Annotated in this window: 10 protein-coding genes and 1 tRNA gene; 1 reads left to right on the top strand and 10 read right to left on the bottom strand. The window is 67.4% G+C overall.

The features are described from left to right. Window positions 1–63: 63 nt before the first annotated feature. Window positions 64–149: transfer RNA gene (locus tag PFX98_RS10135), tRNA-Tyr, on the bottom strand. A gap of 449 nt (window positions 150–598) precedes the next feature. Here PFX98_RS10135 and PFX98_RS10130 point away from each other — a divergent pair. Beyond that, entirely contained in the window at window positions 599–3,226 is a 2,628-nt protein-coding gene (locus PFX98_RS10130) for a TonB-dependent receptor (RefSeq protein ID WP_285235080.1), read from the top strand. 50 nt (window positions 3,227–3,276) lie between these two features. Here PFX98_RS10130 and PFX98_RS10125 read toward each other — a convergent pair whose 3' ends face one another. From PFX98_RS10125 to PFX98_RS10085, 9 genes are all read right to left on the bottom strand, one after another. After that, window positions 3,277–4,005, bottom strand: coding sequence for a DUF6445 family protein (locus PFX98_RS10125; RefSeq protein WP_285235079.1), 729 nt, complete (start codon window positions 4,003–4,005; stop codon window positions 3,277–3,279). Between the two features lie 64 nt (window positions 4,006–4,069). Beyond that, window positions 4,070–5,140 carry an acyltransferase family protein gene (locus tag PFX98_RS10120; protein ID WP_285235078.1) on the bottom strand — a complete coding sequence of 357 codons (1,071 nt, stop codon included), beginning with the start codon at window positions 5,138–5,140 and terminating at the stop codon, window positions 4,070–4,072. Between the two features lie 27 nt (window positions 5,141–5,167). Beyond that, window positions 5,168–6,064, bottom strand: a complete 897-nt coding sequence (locus tag PFX98_RS10115; RefSeq protein ID WP_285235077.1) for a glycoside hydrolase family 16 protein — start codon at window positions 6,062–6,064, stop codon at window positions 5,168–5,170. A gap of 3 nt (window positions 6,065–6,067) precedes the next feature. Further along, on the bottom strand, window positions 6,068–7,345 hold the full coding sequence (locus PFX98_RS10110; protein WP_285235076.1) for an MFS transporter: 1,278 nt from the start codon (window positions 7,343–7,345) through the stop codon (window positions 6,068–6,070). Window positions 7,346–7,373: 28 nt separating this feature from the next. Next, window positions 7,374–8,873, bottom strand: coding sequence for a beta-N-acetylhexosaminidase (gene nagZ / locus PFX98_RS10105; RefSeq protein ID WP_285235075.1), 1,500 nt, complete (start codon window positions 8,871–8,873; stop codon window positions 7,374–7,376). A gap of 16 nt (window positions 8,874–8,889) precedes the next feature. Continuing rightward, on the bottom strand, window positions 8,890–9,900 hold the full coding sequence (locus PFX98_RS10100) for an SIS domain-containing protein (protein WP_285235074.1): 1,011 nt from the start codon (window positions 9,898–9,900) through the stop codon (window positions 8,890–8,892). Next, a complete protein-coding gene (nagA, locus tag PFX98_RS10095) occupies window positions 9,893–11,020 on the bottom strand; it encodes an N-acetylglucosamine-6-phosphate deacetylase (protein ID WP_285235073.1) in 1,128 nt (375 codons plus the stop codon). Before nagA ends, PFX98_RS10100 begins: the two co-directional genes overlap by 8 nt. Next, a complete protein-coding gene (locus PFX98_RS10090; protein WP_285235072.1) occupies window positions 11,017–11,760 on the bottom strand; it encodes a GntR family transcriptional regulator in 744 nt (247 codons plus the stop codon). Before PFX98_RS10090 ends, nagA begins: the two co-directional genes overlap by 4 nt. Beyond that, complete coding sequence (locus PFX98_RS10085; protein WP_285235071.1) at window positions 11,760–12,704, bottom strand: glucosamine kinase nucleotide-binding domain-containing protein; 945 nt, start codon at window positions 12,702–12,704, stop codon at window positions 11,760–11,762. Before PFX98_RS10085 ends, PFX98_RS10090 begins: the two co-directional genes overlap by 1 nt. Window positions 12,705–12,786 lie beyond the last annotated feature (82 nt).

Here is a 12,786-nt window from a genome sequence, read left to right as displayed (position 1 = left end):
ATCGCTCAGGCCCTTCGACCCTTGCGCCAAACAAGCTTCAATCGCTTGAATTGTCGTTTGCCTTGGTGGAGGAGGCTGGATTCGAACCAGCGTACGCGTTAGCGGGCAGATTTACAGTCTGCTGCCTTTAACCACTCGGCCACCCCTCCGAGGCAAGCCCGCAACTATAGCACAGCATTTTTGGGCCGCAAACAATTTTCGACATCCAGCGCAGCGGACCCCAAGAAGCGGCTCGCCCGCTGCGCCGGGATGGCATGCGCACGGCCCGATGGAGCAATCTCCCGCTTTCGCAGACGTCGATAGATACCAATTTACTACCAAGCCCGGCCACCACCATCACGGGGCATGCCGTACCTGTAGCCCCAATAACGGCCAGATTTGCGTCTTAATCGCTATTGCAGGCTCACCACAGCAGGGAAAACACGCCCCTAAAAGTGGTAGCAAAGTGGCACTACTGATGGCTATAGTGGCATGGCATTGGTTGCATTTGCATTGCATTTCGAGGCGCCAGGCGCATGCCGCTCACACGGTGATGCGCCTTGGCTCCGAGTCTCAACAGGCCGAGCACGAAGCCAACGGCCATATCGAGGAGCAGTTCATGAAGGTCAGAAAGACCCCTATCGCGGCAGCGGTGACGATCACCCTGCTTGGTGCCGCCTTTGGCGCGCAAGCCCAACAGGCCGACAAGAAGGCTGAGGCGGCGCAGCTGGATCAGGTGGTTGTCACCGGCATTCGCGCCTCGCTGGAGACCGCGGTCAACATCAAGAAGAACGCCAGCGCGGTCGTCGACGCCGTGTCCGCGGAAGATGTGGGCAAGCTCCCCGACTCCGACGTCGGCCAATCGCTGGGCCGCATCCCCGGCGTCTCGGTGGGTCGTGCCTTCGGCCAGGGCGCCTCGGTGTCGATCCGCGGCTCCGACCCGCAGATGACCTACACCACGCTGAACGGCCAGACCGTCGCGTCCACCGGCTGGTACGACCAGATGGACATCGACCGTTCGTTCAACTATTCCCTGCTGCCCCCCGAGTTGATCGGCGGCATGGAGGTCTACAAGTCCTCCCAGGCCGACCTGACCGAAGGCGGCATCGGCGGCACCGTGATCGTGAAGACCCGCAAGCCGCTGGACATGGCGGCCGGCACCGCCTTCGCCAGCGTGAAGTACGGCAAGGGCACGATCAGCGATGACGAGAAGGAAGTCTCCGGCCTCTACAGCTGGCGCGACCAGAGCCGCCGTTTCGGCGCGCTGATCGCCGGCGGCCATTCGGAAGGCGCCTACATCCGCCAGGGCATCGAGGCTGACAGCCGCTGGTCCTCGGACGTCGCGCCGACCGCCTTCGTGCAGGATCGCAAGCGCGATGCCGTCAATGTCATCCTGCAAGCCAAGCCGATCGACGGCCTGGAGCTGGGCCTCAATGTCCTGCACCTGAAGCTGGGCGCTGACAACTCGAACAGCAGCGACTACATCTTCCACGACGCCAACTGCGACCAGCGCAATACCGCCGTGAAGTCCGACTTCAACCCCAACGGCGTGTGCCTGCACAGCACCACCACGGCCGCCAAGCCGCTGATGAACCAGTTCTTCCAGAACTGGGCCCGCGCCGCAGCCATGACCTCGGACAGCGTCACCTTCGACGGCCACTACCGCGTCGATGGCGCCAAGTTCGACCTGGTCGCCGGCAGCACCAAGGCCAAGGGCGGCACCTCGCTGACCACCAACTACGCCTACGGCTGGTGGGATACGCCGGCCAAGTGGCAGGGCACCATCGATGCCACCGGCAAGCAGATCGTCCTGAGCCCCAGCAAGGATCAATCGTTCGGCGTGAGCGCCCTGCCCAAGCAGAGCTCGCCGGAGACCTGGGCCTCGTCGCAGGGTCCGAACAAGGATCAGGAGAAGTTCGCCCAGCTGGACGCCACCTTCGACCTGGCCTGGGGCGCGATCTCCTCGTTCAAGACCGGCATCCGCATGGCCGACCACACCTTCGAGAAGCGCACCTTCCGCCCGGTCTGGAACTCGACGATTGCACCGGTCGACACCGCCAGCCTCTACAGCGGCTCGGTGGGCGTGGGTGGCTGGGACGTGCCGCGCCCCAACATCGGCGCGATGATCGCCAACACCAACAAGAACATCGCCTCCTGGATCGAGGACCGCTCCGGCTTCAGCGAGCTGAACGAGAAGAACAAGTCGGCCTACGGCATGCTTGAGTTCGACGCGCAGAACATGCGCGGCAACTTCGGCCTGCGCTACATCTCCACCGATGTGAAGAGCACCGGCTATGCCTTCGACGGCACGCCGCTGGCCGCCGGCGATTACTCGGGCAACCTCAACTGGGGCCGCAACACCGCCACCAAGAAGTCCAGCTACAACGACGTGCTGCCCAGCGCCAACCTGGCCTTCGACCTGAGCCGCAACATGGTGCTGCGCGTCGCCGCCTCGCAAACCATCACACGCCCGAACTTTGCCAATATGTTCGGCGTGACGGTGTCGGGCTACAACGATGACCGCGTCGGCAACGAGACCTGGACCAACGGCAGCGTGTCGCTCAAGCCGATGAAGTCCAGCAACGCCGACATCGGTGTGGAGTACTACTACGGCAAGGGCAACCTGCTGTCGGCCACCTTCTTCAGCAAGGACATCTCCAACTTCATCACCGCGGAGGTCAAGAACAACCAGAAGGTGGGCTTGGTGGATCCGGTGTCCAAGCTGGACAACTGGACGGTGCAGAGCTTCGTGAACGCCGGCGGCGGTCGCATCCGCGGTCTGGAACTGCAGGCCAACCATGCCTTCAACAACGGCTATGGCGTGATTGCCAACTACACCTTCACCGAAGGCACCGCACCGGCCAGCAGCTACATCGACAACCTCGGCATCTTCACCCAGGCCTCGAAGCACAACGTCAACCTGGTCGGCTACTACGAGAACGAAACCTACTCCGGCCGCCTGGCCTACAACTGGCGCTCGAAGTACATGATTCGCGAAGGCGCCTTCTGGTACGGCAACCGCATGCACGATGCCTACGGCACGCTGGATGCAAGTTTCGGCTGGAACATCAACAAGAACCTGAAGCTGTCGCTGGAAGTCATCAACCTGCTCAAGCAGGACGACGTGCAGTACGGCGCCGCCGATGCCTCCAACACGAGCATCAAGGATCCGCTGCGCGCCGGCTTCCCGGCCTGGTCCTTCCAGGGCGAGACCACCTACCGCCTCGGCCTGAGCGCCAAGTTCTGATCGGTCGCTGACCGAATGCAAAAGCCCGGCAACTGCCGGGCTTTTTTTCGTCACATCGGCGCTGGTATCAAACCAAAGTCGAAAAAGGAATTGACCGTCAGGCGGCCGCTGCGCGGATCGTCCGAGAGGCTGATGGCCGGATTGATGCACGCGCTGTGCAGCAGGCTGCCGGGATAGACGACGAGCCGGTTGCGGCGTGCCGGCATCATGCCCAGCAGCTCGAAATGCTCGTCGGAGTCAGCGAAGTAGCGCGGCCTGGGCGGCCGCCGTGCGAGCTCCTGCTGGTAGGCATCGAGGTAGCGATCCCGGTTGTCGGGCGTCACGCGCTGGATGCCGGTGGCCTTGTGCCGGTAGAAGCCGGTGCCGCCATGCTGCTCGCCACACAGATAGAGCAGCACCGCCATGTGATGAGGCGTGCTGGCATCGAAATGCGGCGTGCGCTGCAGCGGCCCCAGCTGCCCGGGCGCCGCGGTGATGAGCGAGAACGCGCACATGCTCTTGCGCAGCGGCAGCGCCTCGGGCACACCGAAGTTGATGCGTATCAGCGGCTCCACCAGTGCCACCAGATGGTGGGTGTAATCGCCGGGCGCCTCGGCGCGCACGCCCGGGTAGCCCTTGTGCTCGCGCACGCCCGGATAAGGCTGGAAGCGCTGTTCAAGCGCCTGCGCATGCAGCGCGTCCGGGTCCTCCAGAAAGTCGTCGATGAAGACGACCTCGTGATCGCCGATCCGCACCGAGCGGACATCGGGTGGCATGCGAACGGCAAAGCGCTGGCTCATGCGGGAGATCCTTCATTTCTTTCAGTGCGCCGGCAGATCGTACAAGCGCGGCCTGCTTGCCTGGCTAGACCTTGAAGTACCAGCCGCGACGATCGAGCCAACGGACGATCAGCGCCCAGACGGCCACGAAGACCAGCGCGAAGGCCAGCGACGCCATGCTCGGCCCGGCGAGCCGAGCCAGCCAGCCAAAGCCGGCGGCATACAGGGGCGCCATCCAGCCCAGGCCCTCCAGCAGCACCGTGCACATCCAGGCGCCCGCATAGGCGGCGATGGCATTCACGCCGAAGGCGCGCCCCAGCGGGCGCCATTGCAGCCGGTCCACCAGCTGGTGGGCCAGCAGCAGGGCCGCGGTGGCCCAGCCGCCGGTCCACAGCACGAAGCTGGGGGTCCAGAGCTGCTTGTTCCAGGGCAGCCATGCCGTGGCCAGGGCCCCCAACAGGAGGCTACCGGCCGCCAGCCAGCACAGCTCGCGCCGCGCACCGCGGCGCAGCCAGGCACCCGCGCGCAAGCCCAGCAAGGTGGTGGCCAGCGCGCCCAGCGTGCTGAGCAGACCTTCGGGGTCATGTGCGCGGCCCGTGCCGGCATCCCACTCGTAGGCGAAGCGCCACAGCAGCTGCGTGTCCAGCCAGGACGCGATATTGCCGGCCTTGCTCAGATCGCCGGCGCCCAGCAGCAAGCCGCCATAGCCCAGCAGCAGCGCCAGCAGCAAGGCCCACTGCGCCTTGGCGGACCGCCAGCCGCAGGCCAGCAGCGCGGCAAAGCCGAAGCACAGGGCAATGCGCTGCAAGACCCCCATGACGCGGAACTCGGGCTTGTGCATCAGCCACCAGGCCAGCAGGTGCAGGAGCAGGCCCAGCGCCATGATGCGGCCGGCACGCTGCAGGGCGCCGCGCAGCAGCGGCCCCGGCGCCGCCCCCGCGTCGAGGCGCGGCCCTAGCGCCAGCGACAGCGACACGCCGACGATGAAGAGGAAGAAGGGAAAGATCAGGTCGGTGGGCGTGCAGCCATGCCACTCGGCATGCTCCAGGGGCCAGAACACATGGCCCCAGTCGCCCGGGTTGTTGACGAGCAGCATCGCCGCCACCGTCAGGCCTCGCAGGGCATCCACCGACGCCAGACGCTTTTGCTGATGCATGAGGGACGGGCCTCCTCAGACCCGGAATCAGAAATCGCAGGGGCTGGGCAGCGCCGGCTGCGCGGCCGGCACGCCGTCCACCCGCGCCTGGCCGGCCGCGCGATAGGCCGCCACCGCCGCCTCCACCTGAGCCGGGCTCAGCAGCTCCTTGCGCGCATGGAACACCCAGTCCACGTCCTGCTCGTAGACGCGCGGCGCGGCGCTGCTGGGCAAGAGCCCGCCGGGCGAGAACCAGAGATTGAAGTTGATGGACATCGGCGACACGGGAACGTTGCGCCCGCCATGCTGGGCGATCTGGCGCCCGTCCAGGAACAGCCGCACCTGGCCATCGCCCACCTGCATCATCAGCTGATGCCAACCCTGCAGGCTGCCGAACTCCTCATGCGCCTGGTTGTAGCTCTTCCAGGGATTGAGCTGCACGGTCTGCCAGGCGATGCCATAGAGCCGCGTCTGCGCGCTGCCCCAGCCGCCATTGGGCAGGTACTCCCAGTCCAGCTCGCTGAACTCGGGGTCGTAGTCGAAGCGCAGCGGCGTGACCGCGTAAAAAGTCTGGATGACGGGGTCGCCATCGATGCCCTGCGTCGGCGCATCGCTGAAGCGCACGCGTGCGGCATAGGTGCCCTCCAGGTATTTGCGCTGGTGGCACAGCTGGGCCTGGCGTGTGCCCGCGCCGCTGCCATCGGTGCTGGCGCTGAGGCGCAGCAGGCGGTTGCCGCGCTGGGCCGGATCGGCCAGCAGCTGCAGCTGTTGCTCGCTCCAGCTCGCGCCCTCCACGCCCGGGTGGCCGGCCTGGGTGCGCGGGGTCCAGCCGCCGGCACGCAGCTGCTGCAGGTCGGCGTAGCTGAAGTCGTCGAAAAAGCGCTCGGCGGCATGGGCCGAGAGCGCCGCCAGACCCAGGCCCATGGCCAGCAACCGTCTGCGCATGGCTCAGCTGCTGGTGGCCGGCGACGCCGTCGCCGGAATCTTTACAAAAAACATCAGCAGCAGCGCCGGCAGGCCGCAGGCGATGGTCCAGAGGAAGAAGCTCTGGTAGCCCATCGCCAGCTGGATGTCGCCGCTGATGGTCTTGGAGAAGATGAAGCCCAGCTGCATCACGCCCGAGCCCAGCGCGTAATGCGCGGTCTGGTAGCGGCCCGGCGCCACCGCCTGCATGATGTAGAGAATCATGCCGACGAAGCCGAAGCCGTAGCCGAACATCTCCACGCTGATGGCCGCACCGATGTGGAACAGATCGGTGGGCAGGCTGGCGCTGAGGTAGTAGAACACCGCGTTGGGCACTGCCATCGCCAGGATCAGCATGGGCATGGCGCGCTTCAGGCTCAGCCAGGAGGTGAAATAACCGCCCAGAATGCTGCCCACCAGGAAGGCCGCGGTACCCGCCGTGCCATAGATGCCGCCCACCTGCTCGGTGCTGAGCCCCAAACCACCCTTGTCGCGTGCCTCGATCAGGAACAGCGGGCCGATGGTCTGCACCTGCCCCTCGCCGAAGCGGAACAGCACGATGAAGAGGATCGCCAGCCAGATGCCGGGCTTGCTGAGGAAATCGGCCACCACCTCCTTGAGCGTGGCGAACACGCTGCTCACCGTCAGGTCCGCATGCTCGGTGTTGAGCGTGCCCGGCAGCGCGTAGGCGTTGTAGGCCGCCAGCAAGGCCAGCAGCAGGGCCAGCGCGGCGAAGATGATGGACCAGGCATTGAACACCCCCAGGCTCTTCTCCAGATGCCCGGCCAGCACCAGCAGGCCACCCAGGGTGAGGAATTTGGAGGCGTTGAAGAACGCGCCCTGCCAGCCCGCATAGGCCGCCTGCTGCTTGCTGTCCAGGGCCGCCATGTAGAGGCCGTCGCAGGCGATGTCGTGCGTGGCCGAGGCATAGGCCAGCAGGAACAGCACCGCGATGCTGGCGGCGAAGTACATCGGCAGTTGCAGCGCCAGCGCCATCAGGCCCAGGCCCACCGCACCGGTGAACTGCATTGCCACCACGATCAGTTTCTTGCTGCGCGCCAGTTCCAGGAAGGGGCTCCACAGCGGCTTGAAGGCCCAGGCCAGGCCCAACACGCCAGTCCAGCGCGCGATCTGGTCATTGGCCACGCCCATGTTCTTGAACATCAGGCCGGCGATCAGCATCACCACGAAGAACTGCATGCCCTGCACAAAGTACAGGCTGGGAATCCAGCGCATCGGCGCAAGAGTGGGGCGGCTGGACATGAAGTCTCCTGGCGTTGCTGTGCGGCGTTCAGTTCAGGGTCACGGGCGATTGCGCCGTGGCCGGGGCCCGGCCTTCCAGCCATTGCTTCAGCCCTTCCAGCGCGCCATCGGCATAGCCCCAGGTGATCACGGTGGGCGCCTGCACGTCCAGGGCCTGGAAGGGGTTCCACAGCACCAGGTGCAGATCCGGCCGCCAGCCCTGGGCCAGGCCCCCAAGCTCGTCATAGCGGGCGCGCTGGGTGGAGGCGATCACGGTCTTGCGGCCGTCCTGCGGCACCCGGGCCCAATCGAGCGTGGCGATGTCCTGCAGCACCAGCACCTCGGCATCGGCAAAGCCGTCGAACAGCGCGGCCACCTGGGCGCCCGTGGGGCCGGCCTCGGAGACACCGTCGGTGGGCACCTGACCCTGCACATACACGCGCAGCGGCGCCTGCAGGTCGGGCGCCTGGGCGCCACGCAGCAGCGTCAGGCCACGCGCCCAGGCGCAACGCATCAGGGCGTCGTCGTCCGCACGCTGCGCGCCGGCGTAGCCGGCATGTTGCACCGGGTAGGCACGCGCCAGCGCATCGAGGCGGGCGCGGGCGCGCTCGCCCTGCGCCTGGCTCAGCTCGCCGCGCGCAAACGCGGCCTCCAGGGCGGCGATGGACTGGCCCTGCTCGTCCAGCGAGCCCTGGGCCAGGATCATGTCGGCACCGGCCTGGATCGCCAGCACCGCGGCGCGCGCATAGCCGTAGCGCTCGAAGATGGCCTTCATCATCAGCGCATCGGTGATCACCACGCCCTCGTAGCCCCACTCGCGGCGCAGGATGTCGCCCAGGATCTTGGTGGACAGGGTGGCCGGATGCTCGGGGTCGATCTGCGGATAGACGATGTGCGCCGTCATCACCGCGGGTGCCGCCTCACCGGGCTTGTGACAGAAGGCCTTGAAGGGCCGCAGCTCCAGCGCGTCGAGTTCGGCACGGCTCTTGTCCACCGTTGGCAGGGCCAGGTGCGAGTCCACATGGGTGTCGCCATGGCCAGGGAAATGCTTGACGCAGCAGGCCACACCCGCGCGCAGCGAGCCGCGCATCCAGGCCCCCGCCAGGCGGGTCACGTCATCGGCGTCCTCGGAGAAGCTGCGCTCGGCGATCACCGGGTTGGCCGGGTTGTTGTTGATGTCCAGCACCGGCGCGAAGTTCCAGTTGATGCCGATACTGCGTAGACCGCGCGCCACGGCCGCCCCCACGCTTTCGGCCAGGTCCTCGTCGTCGGCCGCGCCCAGCGCCATGGCCGAGGGCGCTTGCGGCAGGAAGGTGGCACGCACCACCGAGCCGCCCTCCTGGTCCAGGCCGATCAGGGCCTCGGGGCCCATCACCTCGCGCAGGTCGCGGGTGAGCTGCTGCACCTCGGCCTCGGTGCCGAGGTTCTTGCGGAACAGACAGACGGCGCGGATCTGGTGGCGGCGCAAAAAGGCGGCGGTCTCGGCATCCAGGCGCTTGCCCTGGATGTCCACCATCACCAACTGGCCCGGATGAAATGCCTTGGACATGGGCGATGAACCTTAATCAGTGCGTCTTCGTAACCTTGGCCAGATGGCGCGGCTGGTCGGGGTTCAGCCCGCGTGCGCGCGCCAGCGCCTCCACCATGGGGTAGAAGCTCTGCACCGCGGCGATCGCATCCAGATCCTCGTTGCCGGTGCAGGCAAGGGGCAGCTCGGCGCCCGGCGTGCCCTCGGGCGCGGCCAGCAGCACGCGCGCGCCGCGGCCGCGCATTTCATCGGCCAGGGCCAGCAGGCCGGCCTGGGCCGGGCCGCGCGGCGCGAACACCAGCAGCGGATAGCCTTCGTCCACCAGCGCCATCGGCCCGTGCTTGACCTCGGCGCCCGAGAAGGCCTCGGCCTGGATGCCGCAGGTTTCCTTGAACTTGAGCGCCGCTTCCATGGCCACGGCCAGGCTGGTGCCACGGCCGATCACGAACAGGCGGTCGGCGTCCTTGAGCGCGTCCACCGCCACATCCCAACGCTTGGCAGAGGCTTGCTCCAAGGCCTGCGGCAGCTGCTGCAGCGCGGCCTGCAGGTCTTCGTCCTCGCTCCAGGCGGCCACCACGCGGGCGCCGGCCACCAGCTGGGCGATATAGCTCTTGGTGGCGGCCACGCTCTGCTCCACGCCGGCATGCAGCGGGAACACATGCTCGGCGGCCTCGGCCAGCGGCGAGCCCTCGGCATTCACGAAGGCCACGGTGCGGGCGCCACCGGCGCGGAAGAACTTCGTCGGCGCCACCAGATCGGGGCTCTGGCCCGATTGCGAGAAGGCCAGCGAGACCAGGCCCTCACAGGCGATCTTGCTCTGGTACAGGGTGATCAGCGACATCGGCAGCGAGGTCACCAGGCGGCCCAGGCGCGCCATCATCAGATAGGCCATGTAGTGGGCGGCATGGTCCGAGCTGCCGCGCGCCACCGTCAAGAGCGAGGTGGGCGGCTTGTCGCGCAGCGCCGTGCCCAGGGCGGCATAAGCATTTTGATCAGCGGCCAGCTGGCGCGCCACCACGGCCGGAGCGCTCAGGCACTCCTCATACATTCGCGAGGTCAATCTCTTCCCCTTCAACGACCACGCGTTGCAGCTGCAAGTCACGGTCCATCACCACCAGATCCGCCCAGGCGCCCACGGCCAGCTGGCCACGTTCGCTCAAGCCCATGTATTCGGCCGCGTAGCTGGAGACGCGCCGCGAGGCGTCCGCGATCTCCAGCCCCAGGTCCACCAGATTGCGCAGCGCCTGGTCCATCGTCAGGGTGCTGCCGGCCAGGGTGCCATCGGGCAGGCGCACGCCTCCCATGCACTTGGTGACGGTGTGGCGGCCCAGCTGGTAATCGCCGTCGGGCATGCCCGCGGCGGCGGTCGAATCGGTGACGCAGAACATGCAGGGGATGGCGCGCAGGGCCACCTTGACGGCGCCCTCGTGCACATGCAGCAGGTCCGGGATGATCTCGGCATAGCGCGCGTGCGCCAGCGCCGCGCCCACCATGCCGGGCTCGCGGTGGTGCAGGCCGGTCATCGCGTTGAAGAGATGGGTGAAGCCGCCGGCGCCGCGTTCGAGTGCGGCCACGCCGTCCTCGTAAGTGCCCAGGGTGTGGCCGATCTGCACCTGGAAGCCGGCCGCGCGCAGCGCCGTGATCAGCTCCAGATTGCCGGGCAGCTCGGGCGCCAGCGTGATCAGGCGGATCGGTGCCAGCGCGCTCAGCGCCTGGATTTCCTCGATGCTGGCGGGCTTGGCAAAGTCGGGCTGTGCGCCCAGCTTGCCGGGGTTGATGTAGGGGCCCTCGAGATGCACGCCGAGGATGCGTGCCCCCTGCGAGACGCGGCTATGGCAGGCCGGGCCGAGGGCGGCAAGCGCGGCGCGGATCTCATCCAGCGGCGCCGTCATGGTGGTGGCCAGCAGGGCCGTGGTGCCATGGCGCACATGCAGGCGTGCGATCTGCGCGGCGGCATCGCCGCCTTCCATGGTGTCGCGGCCACCGCCGCCGTGCACGTGAATGTCGATGAAGCCGGGCAGCACCAGGGGCAGGTCTTGCTTGCCGTTGCGCACCTCGGACTCGCTGACTGCCTCGCCCGTGATGCGCGTGATGCGCCCATCGGTCTGTTCCAGCGCGCCGCGGACGAAGCCCTGCGGCGTCAGAACAAACCCTTCAACCTTGCTCATCCGTCACGCCTCATCTCCGCCACGAAGTCGTAGTAATCGCTGCGGCAATACGAATGGGTCAGCTCCACCGCCTGACCCGACTCCAGATAGCCCACCCGCGTGATGAACAAGACCGCCTGGCCGACTGGAACTTCCAGCAGGCCGGCCAGCTTGGTATCCGCATTGATGGCACGAATATGTTGCAGCGCGCGCGCCGGCGCACCAGCACCCTGCGAGAGATGCTCATAGAGCGAGCTGTCCACCGCCTCCGGGTCGGGCAGCACCGCCTCGGGCAGCACGCTGACCTCATAGGCCATTACCACCCGGTCGGCCAGGCGCAGGCGCTCCAGGCGCGCCACGCGCTGGCCCGTCACCAGGCCCAGCGAGAGCTGCTCGTCGGGCGCGGCCATCGCAAAGCCACGCAGCAGCCAGCGCGAGCTGGGCTGGAAGCCGCGCTGGTGCAGCTCTTCCGAGAAGCTGGTGAGGCGCGAGAGCGGCTGCTCCAGCTTGGGCGCGATGTAGTTGCCGCTGCCGCGCTTGCGGATGATGAGCCCCTGCTCCACCAGGCGGTCGATCGCCTTGCGGGCGGTCACGCGCGAGAGGTCCAGCGCCTCGGACAGCACGCGCTCCGAGGGCAGGGCCTCGTCGGCCTGGTATTGGCCCTCGCGGATCGCCTGGGCCAGCTTGTGGGCCAGCTGCATGTACAGCGGCGAGGCGGCTTCGGCGTCAGGCTTGAATTGGAACGGCAGTTTGGTCGACATCACACACCCGGTTCTGAGTTGAGTGCACTGCGTACCAGCAGCAGTGCGCCATCGGCCGAGTCGCCTTGCGGCTCGACACAACGGGCACGCATATTGCCTGAGAATTTTTCGCGCAAGCGCAGCGCGATGCTGCCGCTCAAGGCCAGGGGTAGCTGCTCGCTCGGGTCCAGCGCGCGCGCCAGGCTCTCCAGCTCGGCCACGGCCTCGGCCAGGAAGGCCCGGGCCACGCCATCGTCGGGCGCGGCCTCGAACACCAGCGGCGCGAGCGTGGCGTAGCCATGCTGGCCGGCCTTGGCGCACCAGGCCAGGATGGTGTGGCGCTCCTGGCCGGCCACCGCCCATACCGCGCGCGCCAGTGCGCCGGGCACGGCGCGGCCGTCCAGCGCCTGCTGGGCGTGGCGCATCGCCTTCAGCCCCAGCCAGGCACCACTGCCCTCGTCGCCGCTGATCCAGCCCCAGCCACTGATGCACACGCGCGAACCGTCGGCGCGCAAGGCCTCGCCCACCGCGCCGGTGCCGGCCGCGATCACGCCGCCCGGCCGGCCACCATGCGCACCCAGCACCGAGGTGAAGCCATCGTTGTCCAGCGCCACCAGGGCATAGCCGGGCTGCTGGGCGTGGAACTCGGCCACCGCCTCGATCAGATTGGCTCCCGAGAGGCCCAGGCCGATCGCCACCTGGCTCAGATCCAGCGGCGCCAGCCCGGCCTGCACGGCCGCCAAGGCCAGCGCCTCCTGCACATGGCGCCAGGCCTGCTCGACCCCCTGCCCCAGCGCCGAGGGGCCGGACTCGCCTTGCCCCAGAATACGGCCCGAGCGCTCGCTCAAACGCACCCGCGTGCCGGTACCGCCGCCATCCACGCCGACCAGATAGCGCACCTGGTTCAGGGGCGCCGTGGCGGGGGAAAGGCCGGGCCGTGCGGCCGGGGAGTTGGGGCGATTCATGTTAATACCAGTTTAGTACCAAAGACGATAAAGCGTCAATTGGTACGTCACTGGACTTAACCTATCGCAAACCCTCCCCCGG

This window comes from Paucibacter sediminis, from assembly GCF_030254645.1.
In the GTDB taxonomy this organism is placed as follows: domain Bacteria; phylum Pseudomonadota; class Gammaproteobacteria; order Burkholderiales; family Burkholderiaceae_C; genus Paucibacter_B; species Paucibacter_B sediminis.
This window is presented reverse-complemented; position numbering and strand designations above follow the sequence as displayed.

What these genes read in the sequence shown, in the direction of transcription:
- nagZ (WP_285235075.1), bottom strand. Translation starts at nt 8,873, where the DNA reads ATGTCCAAGGCATTTCATCCGGGCCAGTTGGTGATGGTGGACATCCAG.
- nagA (WP_285235073.1), bottom strand. Translation starts at nt 11,020, where the DNA reads ATGAGCAAGGTTGAAGGGTTTGTTCTGACGCCGCAGGGCTTCGTCCGC.
- PFX98_RS10090 (WP_285235072.1), bottom strand. Translation starts at nt 11,760, where the DNA reads ATGTCGACCAAACTGCCGTTCCAATTCAAGCCTGACGCCGAAGCCGCC.
- PFX98_RS10100 (WP_285235074.1), bottom strand. Translation starts at nt 9,900, where the DNA reads ATGTATGAGGAGTGCCTGAGCGCTCCGGCCGTGGTGGCGCGCCAGCTG.
- PFX98_RS10125 (WP_285235079.1), bottom strand. Translation starts at nt 4,005, where the DNA reads ATGAGCCAGCGCTTTGCCGTTCGCATGCCACCCGATGTCCGCTCGGTG.
- PFX98_RS10130 (WP_285235080.1), top strand. Translation starts at nt 599, where the DNA reads ATGAAGGTCAGAAAGACCCCTATCGCGGCAGCGGTGACGATCACCCTG.
- PFX98_RS10120 (WP_285235078.1), bottom strand. Translation starts at nt 5,140, where the DNA reads ATGCATCAGCAAAAGCGTCTGGCGTCGGTGGATGCCCTGCGAGGCCTG.
- PFX98_RS10085 (WP_285235071.1), bottom strand. Translation starts at nt 12,704, where the DNA reads ATGAATCGCCCCAACTCCCCGGCCGCACGGCCCGGCCTTTCCCCCGCC.
- PFX98_RS10115 (WP_285235077.1), bottom strand. Translation starts at nt 6,064, where the DNA reads ATGCGCAGACGGTTGCTGGCCATGGGCCTGGGTCTGGCGGCGCTCTCG.
- PFX98_RS10110 (WP_285235076.1), bottom strand. Translation starts at nt 7,345, where the DNA reads ATGTCCAGCCGCCCCACTCTTGCGCCGATGCGCTGGATTCCCAGCCTG.